This is a genomic window from Nocardia colli (genome assembly GCF_008704205.1).
Lineage (GTDB): Bacteria > Actinomycetota > Actinomycetes > Mycobacteriales > Mycobacteriaceae > Nocardia > Nocardia colli.
Genome location: NZ_VXLC01000003.1, coordinates 508,177 through 526,537, shown reverse-complemented (window position 1 = coordinate 526,537; position 18,361 = coordinate 508,177). Strand labels below are relative to the sequence as shown.

At 68.8% G+C, this 18,361-nt stretch carries 19 protein-coding genes; 8 read left to right on the top strand and 11 right to left on the bottom strand.

Annotated features, from left to right (window positions below; genetic code table 11):
• Positions 1-444: 444 nt before the first annotated feature.
• Positions 445-1,683, bottom strand: a complete 1,239-nt coding sequence (mshC, locus tag F3087_RS09160; RefSeq protein WP_150401412.1) for a cysteine--1-D-myo-inosityl 2-amino-2-deoxy-alpha-D-glucopyranoside ligase — start codon at positions 1,681-1,683, stop codon at positions 445-447.
• Positions 1,684-2,338: 655 nt separating this feature from the next.
• Between mshC and F3087_RS09155 the strand changes: the two genes are divergently transcribed.
• Positions 2,339-2,719, top strand: coding sequence for a DoxX family protein (locus tag F3087_RS09155; RefSeq protein ID WP_150401411.1), 381 nt, complete (start codon positions 2,339-2,341; stop codon positions 2,717-2,719).
• 863 nt (positions 2,720-3,582) lie between these two features.
• On the opposite strand, the gene F3087_RS09145 is transcribed toward F3087_RS09155, so the two are convergent.
• The 4 genes from F3087_RS09145 to F3087_RS09130 all read right to left on the bottom strand — a co-directional run bounded on the left by F3087_RS09145 (position 3,583) and on the right by F3087_RS09130 (position 6,746).
• Positions 3,583-4,386, bottom strand: a complete 804-nt coding sequence (locus tag F3087_RS09145; RefSeq protein ID WP_150401410.1) for an SCO1664 family protein — start codon at positions 4,384-4,386, stop codon at positions 3,583-3,585.
• A 3-nt stretch (positions 4,387-4,389) separates the two neighbouring features.
• The gene (locus F3087_RS09140; protein WP_040735411.1) at positions 4,390-4,974 is read right to left on the bottom strand and encodes a DUF3090 domain-containing protein; all 585 of its coding nucleotides are present in this window, start codon (positions 4,972-4,974) and stop codon (positions 4,390-4,392) included.
• Positions 4,975-5,053: 79 nt separating this feature from the next.
• Entirely contained in the window at positions 5,054-5,806 is a 753-nt protein-coding gene (locus F3087_RS09135) for a histidine phosphatase family protein (RefSeq protein ID WP_150401409.1), read from the bottom strand.
• Between the two features lie 13 nt (positions 5,807-5,819).
• The gene (locus F3087_RS09130) at positions 5,820-6,746 is read right to left on the bottom strand and encodes an undecaprenyl-diphosphate phosphatase (RefSeq protein WP_150401912.1); all 927 of its coding nucleotides are present in this window, start codon (positions 6,744-6,746) and stop codon (positions 5,820-5,822) included.
• 269 nt (positions 6,747-7,015) lie between these two features.
• Here F3087_RS09130 and F3087_RS09125 point away from each other — a divergent pair, with 269 nt between their 5' ends.
• From F3087_RS09125 to F3087_RS09110, 4 genes are all read left to right on the top strand, one after another.
• Entirely contained in the window at positions 7,016-7,987 is a 972-nt protein-coding gene (locus F3087_RS09125) for an aldo/keto reductase (protein ID WP_150401408.1), read from the top strand.
• Positions 7,988-8,092: 105 nt separating this feature from the next.
• Positions 8,093-9,157, top strand: a complete 1,065-nt coding sequence (locus F3087_RS09120; protein WP_150401407.1) for a heme/hemin ABC transporter substrate-binding protein — start codon at positions 8,093-8,095, stop codon at positions 9,155-9,157.
• 13 nt (positions 9,158-9,170) lie between these two features.
• Entirely contained in the window at positions 9,171-10,274 is a 1,104-nt protein-coding gene (locus tag F3087_RS09115) for a FecCD family ABC transporter permease (protein ID WP_396897540.1), read from the top strand.
• 169 nt (positions 10,275-10,443) lie between these two features.
• Positions 10,444-11,274, top strand: coding sequence for a heme ABC transporter ATP-binding protein (locus tag F3087_RS09110; RefSeq protein ID WP_396897539.1), 831 nt, complete (start codon positions 10,444-10,446; stop codon positions 11,272-11,274).
• 66 nt (positions 11,275-11,340) lie between these two features.
• Here the strand turns inward: F3087_RS09110 and F3087_RS09105 are convergent, their stop codons facing one another.
• The 4 genes from F3087_RS09105 to F3087_RS09090 are packed head-to-tail and all read right to left on the bottom strand — an operon-like array spanning position 11,341 to position 14,780.
• On the bottom strand, positions 11,341-11,694 hold the full coding sequence (locus tag F3087_RS09105; RefSeq protein WP_191093861.1) for a YrdB family protein: 354 nt from the start codon (positions 11,692-11,694) through the stop codon (positions 11,341-11,343).
• A gap of 36 nt (positions 11,695-11,730) precedes the next feature.
• On the bottom strand, positions 11,731-13,932 hold the full coding sequence (locus tag F3087_RS09100) for an MMPL family transporter (protein ID WP_223884940.1): 2,202 nt from the start codon (positions 13,930-13,932) through the stop codon (positions 11,731-11,733).
• On the bottom strand, positions 13,884-14,423 hold the full coding sequence (locus tag F3087_RS09095; RefSeq protein WP_150401403.1) for a hypothetical protein: 540 nt from the start codon (positions 14,421-14,423) through the stop codon (positions 13,884-13,886). Before F3087_RS09095 ends, F3087_RS09100 begins: the two co-directional genes overlap by 49 nt.
• On the bottom strand, positions 14,424-14,780 hold the full coding sequence (locus tag F3087_RS09090) for a hypothetical protein (RefSeq protein WP_150401402.1): 357 nt from the start codon (positions 14,778-14,780) through the stop codon (positions 14,424-14,426).
• 163 nt (positions 14,781-14,943) lie between these two features.
• Here F3087_RS09090 and F3087_RS09085 point away from each other — a divergent pair, with 163 nt between their 5' ends.
• The 3 genes from F3087_RS09085 to F3087_RS09075 are packed head-to-tail and all read left to right on the top strand — an operon-like array spanning position 14,944 to position 17,391.
• On the top strand, positions 14,944-16,026 hold the full coding sequence (locus F3087_RS09085; RefSeq protein WP_223884939.1) for a YncE family protein: 1,083 nt from the start codon (positions 14,944-14,946) through the stop codon (positions 16,024-16,026).
• On the top strand, positions 16,026-16,310 hold the full coding sequence (locus tag F3087_RS09080; RefSeq protein WP_223884938.1) for a DUF5703 family protein: 285 nt from the start codon (positions 16,026-16,028) through the stop codon (positions 16,308-16,310). The genes F3087_RS09085 and F3087_RS09080 overlap by 1 nt, the downstream gene beginning before the upstream one ends.
• A gap of 4 nt (positions 16,311-16,314) precedes the next feature.
• Positions 16,315-17,391: a quinone-dependent dihydroorotate dehydrogenase gene (locus F3087_RS09075; RefSeq protein ID WP_150401401.1), complete on the top strand. Its 1,077-nt coding sequence runs from the start codon at positions 16,315-16,317 to the stop codon at positions 17,389-17,391.
• Positions 17,392-17,427: 36 nt separating this feature from the next.
• Here F3087_RS09075 and F3087_RS09070 read toward each other — a convergent pair whose 3' ends face one another.
• Both F3087_RS09070 and F3087_RS09065 read right to left on the bottom strand, forming a co-directional pair.
• The gene (locus F3087_RS09070; RefSeq protein WP_150401400.1) at positions 17,428-17,817 is read right to left on the bottom strand and encodes a hypothetical protein; all 390 of its coding nucleotides are present in this window, start codon (positions 17,815-17,817) and stop codon (positions 17,428-17,430) included.
• A gap of 43 nt (positions 17,818-17,860) precedes the next feature.
• Positions 17,861-18,154, bottom strand: a complete 294-nt coding sequence (locus tag F3087_RS09065) for a hypothetical protein (protein WP_150401399.1) — start codon at positions 18,152-18,154, stop codon at positions 17,861-17,863.
• Positions 18,155-18,361: the final 207 nt, after the last annotated feature.

Below are 18,361 nucleotides of genomic sequence, written 5' to 3'. Positions count from 1 at the left end.
CTGGCCTATCCGGCGGCCACCCCGTCGGCTGATCCGACAAGTCCTAGGCCGAATCGACTGGCATCCGTATTCAGTCGATCCGATGAGGTGCGACCTCAGTGCTCAACGGACATCCGCATCGGCCTGCCGCCGATCTACGGCCGACGGATCCGTCGATGCAGGCTCACGCTGTGCTGCCAGGGTCGACCGCCCAGCGTGACGTCCACTCACCCGACTCCCCGGCAGGGCCGTCGGGAACGCGACGTACGCCCACCGGCGTCCCACGCTGTTGTCGGTCAGGACGCCACCGGGCTCCCATTTTGATTTCGGACGCTAGGCGGAGTTTGAGTCGCGGCGATGAAGGCAAGCCTCGTCACGCGCCGTTCCGCACGTCTGCTTGTCGCTGCACACACCCCTTCGAGTTCTGCGGGATGTGCGGAGCGACAAGCCGATGTGCGAAGTGAGCTACAGGCTGACGCCGAGGAGTGCGTCGACGGCGGACGCGATTGCCGCAGGCGCTTCGGGATCCGAGCCGCCGTAGTCCAGGGCCTGGCGGGCCCAATTGTCCACCGCGTCCAGCGCTTTCGGGGTGTCCAGATCGTCGGACAGGTGCTGGCGGAGGCGGGCGATGGTGTCGGTGGCGTCAGGACCGGACGCGAGGGCGGTTGCGCGACGCCACAGGTCGAGGCGAGCTTTGGCTTGCTCGAGGACCTCATCCGTCCACATGCGGTCTTGACGGTAGTGGCCGGACAGCAGGCCGAGGCGGATGGCGGCGGGGTCGACGCCGCTACGGCGCAGGGTGGAGACCAGGACGAGGTTGCCCTTGGACTTCGACATCTTCTCGCCGTCCAGGCCGATCAGACCGGCGTGCACGTAGTGACGGGCGAAGCGACGGCCGGCGATGAGCGACTCGGCGTGCGCGGCGGAGTACTCGTGGTGCGGGTAGATGAGGTCGCTGCCGCCACCCTGGATGTCGAATTCGGGGCCGATGCGGTTGAGCGCGATCGCCGAACACTCGATGTGCCAGCCGGGACGACCCGCGCCGAACGGGGCCTGCCAGGACGGCTCGCCGGGACGCTCGGCCCGCCAGAGCAGCGCGTCGATGGTGTCGCGCTTGCCGGGACGGTCCGGATCGCCGCCGCGTTCGGCGAACAGCCGCTCCATGGTGGCGCGGTCGTAGCCGGATTCGTAGCCGAACTGCTCGGTGGCGTCGGCGCGGAAGTAGATGTCGGGGAACTCGGCGTCGTCGACGACGTAGGCCGCGCCCGAAGCCAGCAGCTTCTGCACGAATTCGATGACCTCGTCGACGGATTCGATGGCGCCGATGTACTCGCGCGGCGGCACGATGCGCAGCGCGGTCATGTCCTCGCGGAACAGGTTGATCTCGCGGGTGCCCAGGTCGCGCCAGTCCAGGCCGTCGCGTTCGGCTCGCTCGAACAGCGGGTCGTCCACGTCGGTGACGTTTTGCACGTAGTGCACGTCGTGGCCGGCGTCGCGCAGGGCGCGGTTGACCAGATCGAAGGTCAGGTAGGTGGCGGCGTGACCGAGGTGGGTCGCGTCGTACGGGGTGATCCCGCAGACGTACATGGTGGCGGTGGCACCGGGTGTCACCGGCCGTACCTGACGGTCGGCGGTGTCGTACAACCGCAACGGTGGCCCTGCTCCGGGGATGGTGGGTAGGGCGGTATCGGACCAGGACTGCATGATTCGAGGGTAAAGGTGTGGTCGAGATCATCGACCCCCGCCCCGGTCCAGAGCCCGCCGTAAGCCCCTGACCTGCCGCTCCCGACCTGCGTTTTTCAGCAAATCATGGGATGTCAAGATTTTCGCTCTCGCAGAATCAGCTGTCGGGAGACCTGCGCCGCGGCACCACGCGCCCGCGAATCAACCGCCGACGGTAGCGCCCCGGCGGCGCGAGGGCAACGAGAAATCCCCAGCTGATCGACAACGCCATCGCCCGCGATCGGCACACAGTGCAGCCCTGCACGCGATGCCGAACCCACTGCGATCGAAACGCACCGCGCCCACTGAACCAGTGCCACAACATCACTCGCCTACCCCGGTGCACTCGTCGCAGCGACCCGAGCGTCGCGTGCGCCCCGGTGGCAACAGCCGCACGGCTTCTGATTTCCCGCACCGAGATTTGCATGCGAATTTCGGTGCGGGAAATCAGGAGTGGTGCGGCTATGGCGCACGTCACGTGGGTGAGGTGTCACGGAGGGTGGGAGGGCGGCGTCTTATGGGCGCCTGGTGCGGATATCAGGTGGTCGATGTGGTTGACGTTCGGACGTCGGCTTGTCGGCGAGCTAGTTCGGATACATCCGGCCGCGTCGGAGCTGCCGTATCGAAGGAGAACCTCATGAACCTCGCGCTGTGGATCGCTGCCGGAGTATTGGCGGCTATCGCGCTGGCCGGCGGGATCACGAAGGCGTTCGTGCCCAAGGCGAAACTGGCCGCGACGCCTGGTGGGGAATGGACTGGTCGAGCCAGTGCCGGGTTCATCAAAGCGCTCGGGGTGGTCGAGATTCTGGCTGCGGTCGGTCTGATCCTGCCTGCGGTTCTCGATATCGCACCCGTCCTGGTTCCGGTCACCGCCGCCTGCTGGGTCTTGTTGATGATCGGCGCGATGGTCACCCATTTGCGCGACGGCGGCTGGAAGTTCGTGCTGGTGAACCTGGTCTACCTCGCCATCGCGGTGTTCGTGGCGTGGGGCCGCTTCGGCCCCCACTCCTTCAGCTGAACCGGCGCCAAAGCACCCACGTCGCCGAAACCCGCACGGTCGCCGACACGCGAGGTCGCCGACACGCACCGTCGCCGTCGGCCGCGCGCCGATCCTCACAGCCGCACGGTTTCTGATTTCCCGCACCGAAATTTGCATGCGATTTTCGGTGCGGGAAATCAGAAGCCGTGCGTGTGTGGGCGGGGCGGGGCGGGGCGGGGCGGGGCGGGGCGGGGCGGGGCGGGGCGGGGCGGGGCGGGGCGGGGCGGGGCGGGGCGGGGCGGGGCGGGGCGGGGCGGGGCGGGGCGGGGCGGGGCGGGGCGGGGCGGGGCGGGGCGGGGCGGGGCGGGGCGGGGCGGGGCGGGGCGGGGCGGGGCGGGGCGGGGCGGGGCGGGGCGGGGCGGGGCGGGGCGGGGCGGGGCGGGGCGGGGCGGGGCGGGGCGGGGCGGGGCGGGGCGGGGCGGGGCGGGGCGGGGCGGGGCGGGGCGGGGCGGGGCGGGGCGGGGCGGGGCGGGGCGGGGCGGGGCGGGGCGGGGCGGGGCGGGGCGGGGCGGGGCGGGGCGGGGCGGGGCGGGGCGGGGCGGGGCGGGGCGGGGCGGGGCGGGGCGGGGCGGGGCGGGGCGGGGCGGGGCGGGGCGGGGCGGGGCGGGGCGGGGCGGGGCGGGGCGGGGCGGGGCGGGGCGGGGCGGGGCGGGGCGGGGCGGGGCGGGGCGGGGCGGGGCGGGGCGGGGCGGGGCGGGGCGGGGCGGGGCGGGGCGGGGCGGGGCGGGGCGGGGCGGGGCGGGGCGGGGCGGGGCGGGGCGGGGCGGGGAACAATCGCTCGGTTCGGCACAGGCTGCAACTCGGCATTCAGTGCCGGGAAATCGGATCAGCGCCTACTGAATTCAGAAAGCGGGCCACGGAATAGGCCGGGACGTGCGCGGAGTCGGCATCACCGGATCGTCGACCAACTCCTGTGTACGGTCGACCAACGCCTCGATCTCCGCATCCGTGATGTGCTCGGCCAGCACATCCGCCACCGCCCCCGGCAGTTCCTTAGCGAACGCGGTGATATCGGCAACCAGCGCATCACTCAGCGGCTGCCCGGCCCAACCCCACAGCACAGTGCGCAATTTGTGCTCGGTGTGCAAACAGATGCCGTGATCCACCCCGTACACCTGCCCGTCCATCCCCTCCAACGCGTGCCCGCCTTTCCGGTCAGCGTTGTTCAGCAACACATCCAGCACAGCCATCCGCTGCAACCGCGGATCATCGGCATGAATGAGCGAAACCTCATTCCCCGCCGGATCCTGCGCCCGCAACACCTCACGAAACCCGTCCGGCACCGAACCCGGCGAAACCAGATCGACCAGATCGAGCCGATCCCCCCGCTCGGTGTGGTTATCGACCCCCTCGATCCAACGCTGCACCATCCCGACCCCATAGGGCCCGTCGCGCAGAATCGTCTCCGGAATCACCCCCCACCCCACGGCAGCGGAAATTTCATAAGACGCCACTTCACGCCCGGCGAGCGTCCCGTCCGGGAAATCCCATAACGGCCGCTCCCCGCGCACCGGCTTATAAACCACCCGCAACGGCGCTTCACCCTCGTCGAGAATGTCGCAAACCAGGGTCACGTTACTGGCAGTGCTGATCCGCCCGATCACCGTCAGCTCGCCGCTGTGGAACCGGTCCCCGGCCCGCGTCACCGATCACTCCTCTAGTTCGGCCGCGCCGAAGATATCGCCGCGCTTGTACCCATTGGTGCGCACGCACATGTGCCCACGCGACGACAGCGGCTCCCCGCACAGCGGGCACGGCGGGCGACCCGCCGCGATCACCCTGGTCGAACGCAGCGCGAACTCCCGCGCCTGGATCGGGGTGAGGAACACCCGGACCGCGTCCGGCCCCTCCTCGGTGTCGTCGAGCACCACCGACTCGTCGACCTCGGTCTCGGTGATCGCCAGCAACTCGACCACCACGGCATTCGCGTCGGCGTCCCAGCCGAGCCCCATGGTGCCGACCCGGAACTCCGCGTCCACCGGCGTGACCAGCGGCGCGGTATCGCCGATGTCCTCGGCCTGCGGCGGCACCTCGGCGCCGAACCGGCGAGCCACCTCGTCCAGCAGCAGACCCATCCGGTCGGCGAGCACCTTCACCTGCTGCTTTTCCAGCAGCACACTGACAACCCGCGGTTCCTCTATGGCCTGCAGATAGAACGAACGATCGCCCGGCTCACCGACGGTCCCGGCGACGAAACGATCGGGGGTGCGAAATACATGGATTGCGCGTGACACATGCACCTCCTGATACGTGACCCTGATCGACTACCCACGGCGCTGGGATACAACGCCCACTATCCGTGTACAAGGAATCTCAGCGCTCCGCATTCCCATTATCCCCACTCCCCGCGTTACCTAGCTCGCCGCCGGGAACGGGCCCGGAGGTGTCGGCCGCGGCGTCCGGCTTGGCCGAACCGGAATCGGAAACGGGGCGTGGCGGATTCGACAGCGCGGACAGGTCGGTACCGGTGTCGTTGAGCCGCCACACGTAGGGCGCGGTCGGCGTGTAGCGGACGACGCTGATCGAGGCCGGCTCGACCACGATCCGCTGGAACCCGTCCAAATGGATGCCCAGCGCGTCGGCCAGCACGGATTTGATGACGTCACCGTGGGTGCAGGCCACCCACAACGTGTCCTGCCCGTGCTGTTCGGCGAGCGCCCGATCGTGCTCGCGCAGCGCCGCGACCGCCCGGGTCTGCACCTGCGCCAGCCCCTCACCGCCCGGGAAAACCGCGCCTGAGGCGTGCCGCTGCACCACTTTCCAGAGGGGTTCGTTGAGCAGTTCGGCGATCGGGCGCCCGGTCCATTCGCCGTAATCGACCTCGATCAGCCGGTCGTCGAAGACCGGTTCCAGCCCTAATTTCTCCGCCAGCGGCGCCACCGTTCGCTGACAGCGCAACAGCGGCGAGTGCACGATCCGTTCGATCGGCAGCCCGGCGAGCCGGTCGGCGACCGCCTCGGCCTGGGTGTTGCCGTGGTCGGTCAGCTCGACGCCGGTGCTGCGACCGGCCAAGGTGCGGGCGGTGTTCGAGGTCGAGACTCCGTGCCGGAGCAGAATCACCGTCATGTAGTCAGCCTAATCATGTCGCGGACACGACACCCGTCGCCAGGAGTCCCATAACGGTCAATCCGAGCACGATCCGGTACCCGACGAACCAGTCGAGCGAATGCTTCGCGACGAACTTCAGCAGCCAAGCCACCGACGCGTACCCGACCACGAACGCGAGCAACGTCGCAACGATCAGCTGCGCACCGCTGGCATTGAGTCCCTCACCGGCCGGTTTGAACGCATCCGGAATGCTGAACAGCCCCGAGGCGGTCACCGCCGGAATCGCCAGCAGGAACGAGAACCGCACGGACGCTTCACGAGTCAGCCCGAGGAACAGACCCGCCGACGACGTCGCACCCGAACGCGACACACCCGGAATCAACGCGAGGCACTGAGCGAAACCCATCACCAGTCCGTCGCGCGTGGTCAACTGCTCCAACGGCCGCAGCTTGCGCCCGTAGTACTCGGCCGCCGCGATCACCAGCGCGAACGCGATGAGCATGAACGAGATCAGCCACAGGTTGCGCGCCGCGGTGCGGATCACGTCCTTGAGCAGGAATCCGAGCACGCCGATCGGGATGGTGGCGATGATCACATACCAGCCGACCCGGTAGTCCAGCTCGCGCTGCCGCTCTTCGTCGAAGTAGCGATCGGCCTGGCCCATGGTGACCACGGGCAGCCGGGTCGTCACCTGCTCGGTGATCGGCACCCGGTTCCGCGACGACAGCTTGCTCAGCACGGTGCTGAACCACGCCTGCAGGATCCGCCAGATGTCCTTGGCGAAATACACCAGCACCGCGGCCTCCGTGCCGAGCTGCGTCACGGCGGTGAACGACGCACCCGCGTCGTCGCCGAAGAACACCCCCGACACGATCCGCAGATGCGCCGACGACGAGATCGGCAGGAACTCGGTGAGCCCCTGCACCAGGCCGAGGACGAGCGCCTGTATCCAGGTCATCGATTCGCCCGTCACACGGTCTCCTGGTGTCTCATGCCGCCTCCATGTGTTCTTGCCCGAAATAACCGTTCCGACTGGGCAATTGGTCATCAGATGGGTTGCGGGCGAGTGAGCACCGGCGCAATCCCGCAGCGACAGTACAGTGTCGCGGCCGTACTGGCATGCTCGCACCACTGTCGGGAACGACGCGCGAGCCACTGTGCGGGTAGGCGTCCGGACGCCGGTGCACGCTCTAGGCTTGGCGCCGTGACGATTGCGCGGACACGGTGATGGAACAGCGGACGGTCGGCCGCAGCGGCCTACGGGTGTCCCGGATAGGTCTTGCGACCCATACCTGGGGTTCGCATACGGATGCCGACGAGGCGGCCGTGCAGTTGGTGGCGTTCATCGAGGCGGGCGGCACGCTCGTCGACACCTCCCCCGCGTATGCCGGTGGGGGCGCGCAGCGGATTCTGGCCGAGTTGCTCGGCGACCTCGTGTCCCGGGACGATCTGGTGCTCAGTGGTTGTGCCGGTCTCGCGCCACGGGTGACGCCGGCCCCCGCCGGACCGGCGGTGCCGGACGCGACGACGCGCACGGCGGTCGATACCTCGCGGCGCGCGCTGCTGCGTCAGCTCGATCGCACGTTGCTCGAATTCGGGACCGATCATCTCGACATCTGGAATGTCGCGGTGTGGGATCCGCGGACGCCGCTCGACGAGGTCACGGCGACGCTCGAGCAAGCGATTCGATCCGGGAAGGTCCGGTATGCGGGCGTGCGCGGGTTCGGAGCGTGGCAGTTGGCGAGTCTTGCCGCGGTCGCGCCGATCTGTGCCGCGCAGACGCAGTACTCGCTGCTGGCCCGGGACGCGGAGATCGATTTCGTGCCCGCCGCGCTGCATCACGGGGTCGGCGTGATCGCTTCGGCGCCGTTGGCCGGCGGGATTCTCACCGGCAAGTATCGCGATGGGGTGCCTGCGGATTCGCGCGGAGCGGACGAGGCGACGGCCGCGGATATCCGCGACAGTCTCGATGAACGCGCGACTCGCGTGGTCGATGCGCTGGTGACCGCCGCGGACGGATTGGGCACGTCGCCGTTGGCCGTCGCGCTGGCGTGGATTCGGGATCGTCCCGGAGTGGCGAGCATGATCGTCGGAGCTCGCGATATCGGGCAACTCACCGGGGTGCTCGCCGCCGAGGCCCTTGAATTGCCGCGCGCGATCGCGGCCGCACTGGACGATGTCAGTGCTCGTAACGACTGAGGTGGTCGCGAGCATCGCAATGTTCGTCGCGAGCGGCGCGCCGGACCGGGTGGTCGGCACCGCCCCGGTGCCTGGCTCCACTCGGCACGTCTTAGGCTTGCCTACATGAGGCATGCGACGTCCGGCGAACCGTCCGTCCAGGCGCAGTGGATCGGTGGTGTTCGATCTGCGGCGGCCCGGTGGGTGCTCGCTGTGCTGGCGCTGACCATGGTCGTGGCCTCGGCCGCGTGCGGCACGGACACCGCGACCGCTTCCGGACAGCGCGGACCGGCGACGGCGACGCTGGCCGACCTCGATCCGGTGCCGATCGGGCCGGAGCCGACGCCGGTTTTGCCGGTCACCGTGCGCTCGTTCGACGGGGCGGACGTCACCATCACCGATGCCAGCCGGATCATCGCGGTCGACCGTTACGGCACCCTGTCGCAGATCGTGTACGCGCTCGGCCTGGGTTCCAAGCTGATCGGGCGCAGCACCGTCGCCATCCCCGCCATCCGCGATGTGCCGAACGTGGCCGGTGGTAACGGTGCGTTGAACCTGGAAGCCCTACTGGCACTGCGCCCTTCGGTGTTCCTGACCGACGACGTGACGGTGACGCCGCAGTTGCGTGAGCAGCTGCGCGGGGCCGGGGTGAACGTCGTGTTCGCCGATCCGAAACGCACCATGGACGGCGTCGTCCCCCAAATCGAGGCCGTGGCAAACGCTTTGGGCGTGCCCGCGCAAGGCAAGGCGCTCGGGCAGCGCACCCGTGGCGAGATCGACGCCGCCATCGCCGCTGTGCCCAAACAGGATCCGCGGTTGAAGATGGCGTTCCTGTATCTGCGCAGCACCGCCATCACGATGCTGGCCGGTCCGGGATCCGGTGCGGATTCGCTGATCGCCGCGCTCGGCGGGCAGGATGCGGGTGCCGCGTTGTCCGAACCGTTCATCACGATCACCAGTGAGGCCATGATCAGTGCCGCGCCGGATCTGCTGCTGGTGATGTCGGACGGGTTGAAATCCGTTGGCGGCGTGGACGGTTTGGAAAAGGTGCCGGGCATCGCGCAGACGCCGGCCGGGCGGAACAAGCGGGTCGTCGACATGTCGGACCAGGTGATCCTGAGCTACGGACCCAACACCGGACGGGTGATCACCGCCCTGAGCGAGGCCGTGTACGGCACCAAGCCCGCATGACCGGGCGGCTCGTATGACCGAATCCGCCGTCGCCAAAACTGAACCAGCCGTGGAACCTTCACCGCCCCTGCCGAAATCGCGCGGACGGTCGCGCACGACAGTAGTTTTTGTCATCGCGATCCTCGGACTGATCGCGCTCGCGCTGGCCTCCGCCGCGATCGGGCAGGTGCCGACCACACCCGCCGAGGTGGCCGGAAGTGTGCTGCATCGGATCGGACTGGACTGGGGGCCGATGCCCGCGCATCCCGCCGGTGAAGTCACGTTGTGGCAAGTGCGGTTCCCGCGGGTGCTGATGGCCATGCTGGTCGGGGCGGCGCTCGCGACCGCGGGCGGATTGTTGCAGGGCGTGTTCGCGAATCCGCTTGCCGAGCCCGGAGTAATCGGTGTTTCCGCTGGTGCCGCGGTCGGCGCGGGGACCGTCATCGTGGTCGGCGGGACGTTCGTCGCCGCTTGGTCGGTGGCCGCCGCCGCGTTCGTCGCGGGGCTGGCCACCACCCTGCTCGTGTACCTGCTCGCCCGTTCGAACGGGCGGACCGAAGTAGTCACCCTGGTGCTCACCGGTGTCGCGATCAACGCGTTCGCGGGCGGGTTGCTCGCGTTCCTGCTGTTCGTCGCCAGCCCCGCCGCGCGCGATCAGATCGTGTTCTGGCAGTTGGGCTCGCTCAACGGCGCGACCTGGGATTCGGTGACCATCGTCGCGATCCTGACCGCCGTCGGCATCGCCGCCGCCATCCTCATCGCCCCGCGCCTCGACCTGCTCGCCCTCGGCGAAGCCTCCGCCCGCCACCTCGGCGTCGACGTGGAACGCTTGCGGCGCAACGTCATCCTGGTCGTCGCCATCCTCGCCACCGCGGGCGTCGCCTTCACCGGCATCGTCCTGTTCGTCGGCCTCATCGTCCCGCACCTGGTCCGCATGCTCGTCGGCCCCGCCCACCGCGTCCTCATCCCACTCAGCGGCATCCTCGGCGCCGTAGTCCTCCTGGCCGCCGACGTAGCCGCCCGCTCCCTCGTCCACAACGCCGACCTCCCCCTAGGCATGCTCACCTCCCTAATCGGCGGCCCCTTCTTCTTCTGGTTGCTCCGCCGAACCCGAGCACGCGCCGGCGGGTGGGCCTGATGCGGTTAGCTTGGCGTGCAACAAATCTCGCACCCGCCCGACGCCACGAGCAGCGCGATACCCGACCTGCGGGTTCTGCACAGCTTGGTGAGGGATGCGTTGGCTACCGGTGCAACGGGAGTGCCGCAAGCGATTGGTTCGGGGGTGGCCAGTGAGCGGGGTTCGGCAGGTGTTTGCGCGGACGCATGAGTTGCCGGAGGCGCCGGAGAAGGGGGCGGTGACGTTGCGGGCGCGGGGGGTGAGTGTGGATCGGCGGGGGGCGAAGACTGCACAGCGGCGGGTGCTGGACGGTGTGGACTTCGATGTTGTTGCGGGCGAAGTGGTTGCGTTGGTGGGGCCTAATGGGGCCGGTAAGTCGACGTTGCTTGCGGCGTTGGCCGGGGAATTGACGCCGAGCGAGGGGGCGGTCGAGCTCGAGGGGCAGGCGCTGACGCATTGGTCGCCGCTGGATATGGCTCGGCGGCGGGCGGTGCTCCCCCAAACCCACACTGTCGGTTTCCCATTCACCGCTCGGGAAGTGATCGCGATGGGGCGAGCACCCTGGCTGCGCACCGAGCGGCGCGAACTCGATGATGAACGGATCGCCGCCGCGATGGCCGCTGCTGACGTGGAACACCTTGCGGCCCGGTCGTTTCCGACTCTCTCCGGCGGCGAACGCGCCCGCGTCGCGTTGGCCCGCGTGCTCGCCCAGGACACCGGCACCCTGCTCCTCGACGAGCCCACCGCCGCTCTCGACCTCGGCCACCAGGAAGCCGTCCTCCGCCTGGCCACCACCCGCGCCCAGTCCGGCGCCGCCGTCGTCGTGGTCCTGCACGACCTCGGCATCGCCGCCGCCTACGCCGACCGCGTAGCCGTCCTCGAAGACGGCCGCATAGCCGCCGACGGCCCACCCCGCCAAGTCCTCACCACCGACCTCCTCACCCGCGTCTACCAACACCCCGTAGAGGTCCTCAACCACCCCGTCACCGGCGCCCAACTGGTCCTCCCCGTCCGCCGCTGACCCACACGGGCAACCCGCGCAGGTTGCGTCGAATCGACAACGTCGTCCGAAAGAACCAGCGCGAGCTCAGGGGGTTTGCGGCTCGTCTTGCGGCTCGTCGAGGAGCAGGCTGCCTTGAAGGCGGACGCGTAGAAGGGCATTGATTGCCCAGAGGGCGAAGAAGATCAGGCCGGTCAAAAGGGTTGTGGCGGTGGACCAGGCTAGGGCGCCGCCGCCGAACCAGATCAGTTCCAGGGCAAGGCGCCAATTGCCGCGGAGGGGGAAGCGGGGGCTCGAGCCTGCGCCGAATAGTGCCCACATCAGGACGAACAACGCGGGGGTAGCGAGGCCGGCCAGCACGCGAACGAGCACACTGGCGTCCAAGGTGAATCCCCAGACTGCCACTGCCGCAATGACTCCCAACTCCAGCAGAAACGTCACGAATAGGTTGACACCTTTGACCACAGCGAATCCCCCTCAGCGCCAGATCAGTTTCAACACCGCTGGGGTCAGCAACATGCGGATCACCGTCGCATCGAGGATCAGCGCGGCGATCATCCCGTAGGCGATGTACTTCATCAGCACCAGATCGGAGAACCCGAACGCACCGGTGACAACGATCAGAATCGCTGCGGCGGAGGTGATTACGCCGCCGGTGTGCGCAATCCCATAGCGGATCGCCTCCCCGGGCTCGGCACCGTTGGCCCGCGCCTCAGCGACCCGCGACAGCAGGAACACCTCATAGTCGGTGGACAACCCGAACACCACCGTCACGATCAACGCGAGCACCGCGAACATCAACGGCCCGGGCGTGAAGTGGAAGAACCCCGCCCCGTGCCCCTCGACGAACACCCAGGTCAGCACCCCCAACGTCGACACCAGGCTCAACGCGCTCATGGCAACGGCCTTCACCGCCAGCACAATCGACCGGAACGCCGCATACATCAGCGTCAACGCCGCCGCCGCGAGAATCGCCACCAGCAGCGGCAACCCGTGCAACAGCCCGTTGATGCTGTCCCGTTCCAGCGCAGGCACTCCGGCCACCATGACATCGACCCCGGCCGGCTCCGGAATCGCCCGCAACGCCTTGATCACCCGATCCGAATCTTGCTTGTCCGTCAGCCCGGCCTGCAACACGTTGATGCCGTTCTTGGTCGGCACCGACGGCTCGAATCGCCCGGTCAGCCCGGGTATCTGACTGGCCTCGTAACGAATGTCACTGAGCTGCTGCGGATTCGCATTCCGCACCACCAGCTTCAACGGCTCGGTACGGAAACTCGGAAACAGCTCGTCGAACCGCTCCTGCGCCACCCGCGCCGGGTTCTCCGCACCGAGATACTTCTCACTGATCCCGCCGAACTCGATGTGCCGGAACGGAATACTCAACGCGAGCAGCGCGAGCACGATCGGCACCGCCACCGCCCACGGCCGCCGCATCGCCCACTGCGCCAGCCGGGAGAAGAACCCGGCATCGATCTGCTCCTCGGTCTTGCTGCGGGAGAACCGCTTCCAGCCGAGCAGATCGATCCGCCGCCCCGCGATGCTCAGCGCCGCGGGCAATGCGGTCACCGAAAGCAGCGCGGCGAGCAGCACCGAACTGATCCCGCCGTACGGCACCGAGCGCAGCACCCCGTTCGGAAAGATGAACAGCGCAGCGAGACTCACCGCGATGATGCCCGCCGAGAACAGCACGGTCCGCCCGGCGGTGGCGACCGTGCGCGCGGTCGCCTCCTCCACACTGCGCCCCGCGGCCAGCTCCTCCCGGAACCGCGTGACGGTGAACAACCCGTAGTCGATGGCCAGCCCGAGACTCACCAAAGTCATGACGGTACTGGCGAATACGTTCACATCGATCATCCCGGTGAGCACCCGCATGATCCCCGCGGTCCCCATGATCGTCATGCCGCCGATCACCACCGGCAGCAAGGCACCCACCACCCCGCCGAACACGAAGTACAGCAGGATCGCGACCAACGGCAACGCGATGATCTCCGCACGGTGAATGTCGTTCTGCATACCGGTATTCAGGCCGGCCAGCACCGGCTGCAATCCGGCCAGCTGCACCGTCGTCCCGCCCGGCCCACCGCCGGCACTCCCGGCGCCGAGATGGTCCTTGATCGCGGCGTAGTTCTCGACCGTCGCCGTGCCCTCGCCGCGCAATCCGACGCTGGCGAACGCGTGCGTGCGCGAGGCGTCCGTGGCATTGGCCGCGAACGGACTGTCCCAGTAGCTGTCGATCTTCAGGATGTTGTCCGGATACCGCGTGAGCAGCCCGTTCAACGCACCCGTCACCGCGGACCGCACCGCCGGATCATCGACCGTCGTTCCCGAAGGCGCGGTGTACAGCAGGATCAAGTCGCTGTCGGTATCCCGCCCGAACGTCGCGTCCGCGATCTTCGACGCCGCCACCGACTCGCTGGACTCGTCGAACCACCCCTCCTGGGTCAACCGCCCCGCGAGATCGCGCCCGTACCACCCGGACGCCAGCACCGCCAGCGCGAACACCCCGAGCACCAGAAACCGATGCCGGTACACGAACCGCCCCCACCGCAACAACCCGGAGTGCAGCTTCGAATCGTCCTGCGGTGCACGCGAACCCCGCACGCGCGACCCGCGCACCTCGGTCACGGTCAGCCGCAGGCGGGCGTGCGGTAGTCGGCGGAACGCAGGATCCCGCACAGGTCGGTGCGCGAGATCTTCCACTTACCGTCGAGCAGCACGAAATGCACCACCGTCGTGCGCACCGCGGTCCCGCTGCCGTCCTTGTCCAGGCGCATCGTCGCGGTCAGCGTGCCGTCGTGGTTGTCGAACACCGGATCGGTGACCCCGTAGACCGCGCGCGGATTGTCCTGCAACGCCTTGTACATATCGGGAATCGCCGTCCGGAACGCGTCACCGTCCTCGATGAGGTCCGTGCGTTCGGTGTCCGGCAGCCCGGGATCCAGCGCCCGCTTGATCTGCGCGTCCAGCTGTGTGGCCGACGGCAGCGGCGGATGCGCGGCGATGGAGGACGTGGTGATCGACGCGGACAGCGACGCGTTGGCCGACGAACGAGCGGCGTCGACGGCCGCCTCGTCCGATCCGGTGCTGCATGCCGCGGCCGCGGCCACCAGGAGGAGGCCGGTCGCGGTCAGCGCGGTGCGGGCGAGAAATGTATATGGCATCACCATCTACATACCATCAATGACGGAGCTGATGCGTCCCAGCAGGGCCCGAACCGTCGTCACTTCCCGATCGGGCGCCGCCTCGACGGGCACCGCGTCCGGGATCATGTCGCGCACCAGCGCGACGACGCTGCGTTCGTCGTCGAGATCGATATCGGTGACCCGCGCCTCGGCGACCGCGACGACATCCTCCGGGCCCGGCACCTCGCTCGCCAGATCGGCCCGGTAGATCTCCAGCGTCAAGCTGGCCCGGACCGTGCGAAACGCGTACGGCCGGCCATCGCCGGTGGTGCCGAACCCGTGAGCGAACGGACCAACGGTTATGTCATCGATGGTAAATCCCGACGTGTGGTCGGCTATCAACCGGATCTCCCTGATTTGGACACTGATTCAGCTCAACCGTAACGCGCATCACCGACATTCTCCCCCCGCCGCCACCCCGGTACGCCGTGATGGTGCGCCATCATGGTCAGATGGTGGAGTTGCGGTTAATCATCGGTAGAAGTCGGTAGAAGGAGTTCGGTGGATGCGCCCTCGCGGCTGGGTTCGATTGGCGGCGTTCGCGGGTTCTGCCGTGGTGACGCGGCGCAACCACCCCCGTCGAGTCCCCACCGCCCTGCTCGGCGTGGCGACGCTGGCCCTGCTGGCCGGCTGCGGCAACAGCCCCGACAGTGACAACCTGCCCACCAGGGATCCGGCGACCGCGGCCGTCTCGCCCACCGACACCGCGCCGCCCGCGGGCAACGTCACCGGACTGGCTCCCGTCCGCGCAATGCTCGCCGAGCAAGGCACCGGTCAGATCGGCGCGCTCGACGCCGCCGAGGCGAACAGCACCCTCTTCCTGATCGACCCCGCGACGCCCACCGGCGTCCGCACCCTGCCGCTGCCCGCCCACGGCGCGAGCCTGGCCCAGGGCAAGCCCGGCGAACTCCTGATCGCGGCTCCGAATCGCGTCCTGCGCGTCGACGTCGCCGCGGCCACCCTCAGCGAAGTCCCGTTCGACGGCGACGCCCGATCCGTCCAGCGACGCGACGACGACACGCTGCTCGTCGGCACCGCCGACGGCAAGGTCCGCACCCTCTCGCCCGAGGGCAAGATAGTCCGAACCGTTACCGGCCTCGCCTCCGCCGACGCGCTCGCCCTCACCCCCGGCCACGTGTCCGTCCTGGACCGCAGGCAGACCTCGGTCACCGAGATCGAGCTGGGCAAAGACGACCTCGGCCTGGCCCTGCGCGCGGGCGACGGCGCCACCAACATGATCGCCGACCACTTCGGCCGGATCATCGTCACCGACAGCACCGGCGACGAACTCTTGGTGTTCAGCGCCGGACCTCTCGTCCTGCGTCAGCGATTCCCGGTAAACTCTTCGCCTTACGCGCTCGCCTACGATCAGCGGTCCGACACCGTGTGGGTGACGTGCACGCAGAGCAACGAAGTCGTCGGATTCGATCTATCGACAGGTATACCGACGGAAGTGGGCCGCTACCCGACGGTGCGGCAGCCGAACTCGGTGGCCATCGATCAGCGCACCGGTGACATGTTCGTGGGATCCGCGGCCGACGGCGGTCTGCAGCGGATCCGCGCGGACGATCGGAAGAGAGGCCACTGATGACTCCGGCAACGCGCGCAGACGACGACCCCCCACCACGCGAGCAGCGTGCGCGCCGAAGCGCGCTGCCCGCAGGCTGGGAAACCTCCAGCGACGATTACGAATACGTGCCGCTGCGGCTACCACCCGAGGTGACCCGGGTGACCGCGTCCATGCGGCTGGCCATCCAGGCCGAGTTCGGCGGCTGGGAACTGTCCCGCGTGCGGGCCTATACCGACGGTAGCCGCCGGGTGCTGCTGCGCCGCCGAAAAACCGCACTACCCCAGCCGGAACCGGGAATGTGAGCTGATGTACGCCCTGTTATTACGCCTGATGTTCCTGGTCCCGCCGGAACGCATCCACCACCTGGCCTTCGCCACCATGCGCTTGGCCACTCGTTTCGCGCCCACTCGCTGGGTCATGACCAAGGTGCTCGTCACCGACGATCCCATCCTGCGCAACACCGCGTTCGGCATCGACTTCCCGACGCCGGTCGGACTGGCCGCCGGGTTCGACAAGAATGCCGACGGCGTCGACGCCTGGGCGCCGCTCGGTTTCGGTTTCGCCGAGATCGGCACCGTCACCGCCCAGGCCCAGCCCGGCAATCCCGCGCCGCGGCTGTTCCGGCTGCCCGCCGACCGTGCCCTGATCAACCGCATGGGCTTCAACAACTTCGGTGCCGCGGCCGCCGCCGAATACCTGCGCGGCCGCCGCGGCGACGTGCCGATCGGCGCCAACATCGGCAAGACCAAAATCGTCGAACCCGCCGACGCCGCAGGCGATTACGCGATCAGCGCGGCCCTGCTCGGCCCGCTCGCCGACTTCGTCGTGGTGAACGTCAGCTCCCCCAACACGCCCGGCCTGCGCGATCTGCAAGCCGTCGAATCGCTGCGCCCGCTGTTGCAAGCCGTGCTCGACAGCGTCCAGGTACCCGTGCTGGTCAAGATCGCCCCCGACCTGTCCGACGAGGACATCGACGCCGTCGCCGACCTCGCCGTCGAACTCGGCCTGGCCGGCATCGTCGCCACCAACACCACCATTCGCCGCGACGGCCTGCGCACCCCCGCCGACGAGGTCGCGGCCATGGGTGCCGGCGGCCTGTCCGGCGCCCCCGTCGCCGATCGGTCCCTCGACGTGCTGCGCCGCCTCTACCGCCGCGTCGGCGACCGCCTCGTGCTCATCTCCGTCGGCGGCATCGAAACCGCCGACCAGGCGTGGGAACGCGTCCGCGCCGGCGCCACCCTGCTCCAGGGCTACACCGGCTTCATTTACGGCGGCCCCTTCTGGACCCGCAAGATCCACCGCGGTCTGGCCGAACGATTGCGCGCCGACGGGTATCAGAACATCGCCGACGCCATCGGCGCCGAGCACACCGCCAACGCCTGAGTGTTCCGGTTACGTTGTGGCAGTACGGGTCTCGATCTAGCCGGGGACGTACGGCGGCTCGATCACGTGCGGCCGCAACCGGTAGGAGTGCGAGTTGCGGCGAATCGGCGCCGGATCGCCGTCGCGCCGCAACTCCTCGTGTAGTCGCTGCGCCATCCGCTTGGCCAGCAGGATGATCACGTGCTCGCGCAGCATGCCCAGCCGATCGGCGTAGCCGTCGACCCGGGCCTGGGCGATCCGGTCGTGCACGACGTGCGGGTCGCTGAGCAGTTCGTCGAGTTCCATGCCCGCTCGGGCTTGGGCCTCGGTCAGCTTGCGGTCGGGCAGCCAGCTCAGCCGCCAGACCTGGGCGCCGTCGCCGTCGCGGTACGCCGACTCCGGGGTGATATCACTGGTCATGGTCCATTCGGTGGTGTGAATGGTCATCGCTACCTCCGGTACAACGGATCGAGCAGGTTCGGCTCGACGTCTAGTCCCGCGGATGCCTGTCGTACATCCGCTGATGCAGCACGGACAGGGCCGCCTGCACGGTGAGTCCGAGGGCGCCGGCCAGCGCGTCGGCGCGGGCCTGCTCCTGGTTGTCAGCGACGGAGTCGGTCCGGCCGAGCAGCTCGGCCAATTCCATTCCGGCCCTGGCCTGTTCGCGGGTGAGGTGGTGCGGCAGCCAGCTCAGTCGCCAGGCTGGTTCCGAGCGGGCCGCCCGCCACGCCCATTCCACGGTGACGCTGCTGGTCATCGACCGGCTGTTCGCGTAGATGGTCACGGCTGTCTCCACGGGCGTTGGCGTCGTCGCCGAAGTCGCGTCGGCCGAAAGAGGAGCACTCGATTCGCCTAGGCCGCGTGCAGGTTCGGCTCCAGGTCGGTATCGGTGACGGCACGGCGCTGCTTGCGCCGGCGGATCTGCCGGATCAGGAAAATCACCTTCATCACCAGGCCCTCCCGAGTTGTCTGGCGGTGACGATCGAATCGT

What these genes read in the sequence shown, in the direction of transcription:
- mshC (WP_150401412.1), bottom strand. Translation starts at nt 1,683, where the DNA reads ATGCAGTCCTGGTCCGATACCGCCCTACCCACCATCCCCGGAGCAGGG.
- F3087_RS09155 (WP_150401411.1), top strand. Translation starts at nt 2,339, where the DNA reads ATGAACCTCGCGCTGTGGATCGCTGCCGGAGTATTGGCGGCTATCGCG.
- F3087_RS09135 (WP_150401409.1), bottom strand. Translation starts at nt 5,806, where the DNA reads ATGACGGTGATTCTGCTCCGGCACGGAGTCTCGACCTCGAACACCGCC.
- F3087_RS09130 (WP_150401912.1), bottom strand. Translation starts at nt 6,746, where the DNA reads ATGACCTGGATACAGGCGCTCGTCCTCGGCCTGGTGCAGGGGCTCACC.
- F3087_RS09125 (WP_150401408.1), top strand. Translation starts at nt 7,016, where the DNA reads ATGGAACAGCGGACGGTCGGCCGCAGCGGCCTACGGGTGTCCCGGATA.
- F3087_RS09120 (WP_150401407.1), top strand. Translation starts at nt 8,093, where the DNA reads ATGAGGCATGCGACGTCCGGCGAACCGTCCGTCCAGGCGCAGTGGATC.
- F3087_RS09115 (WP_396897540.1), top strand. Translation starts at nt 9,171, where the DNA reads ATGACCGAATCCGCCGTCGCCAAAACTGAACCAGCCGTGGAACCTTCA.
- F3087_RS09095 (WP_150401403.1), bottom strand. Translation starts at nt 14,423, where the DNA reads ATGGTGATGCCATATACATTTCTCGCCCGCACCGCGCTGACCGCGACC.
- F3087_RS09085 (WP_223884939.1), top strand. Translation starts at nt 14,944, where the DNA reads ATGCGCCCTCGCGGCTGGGTTCGATTGGCGGCGTTCGCGGGTTCTGCC.
- F3087_RS09080 (WP_223884938.1), top strand. Translation starts at nt 16,026, where the DNA reads ATGACTCCGGCAACGCGCGCAGACGACGACCCCCCACCACGCGAGCAG.
- F3087_RS09075 (WP_150401401.1), top strand. Translation starts at nt 16,315, where the DNA reads ATGTACGCCCTGTTATTACGCCTGATGTTCCTGGTCCCGCCGGAACGC.
- F3087_RS09070 (WP_150401400.1), bottom strand. Translation starts at nt 17,817, where the DNA reads ATGACCATTCACACCACCGAATGGACCATGACCAGTGATATCACCCCG.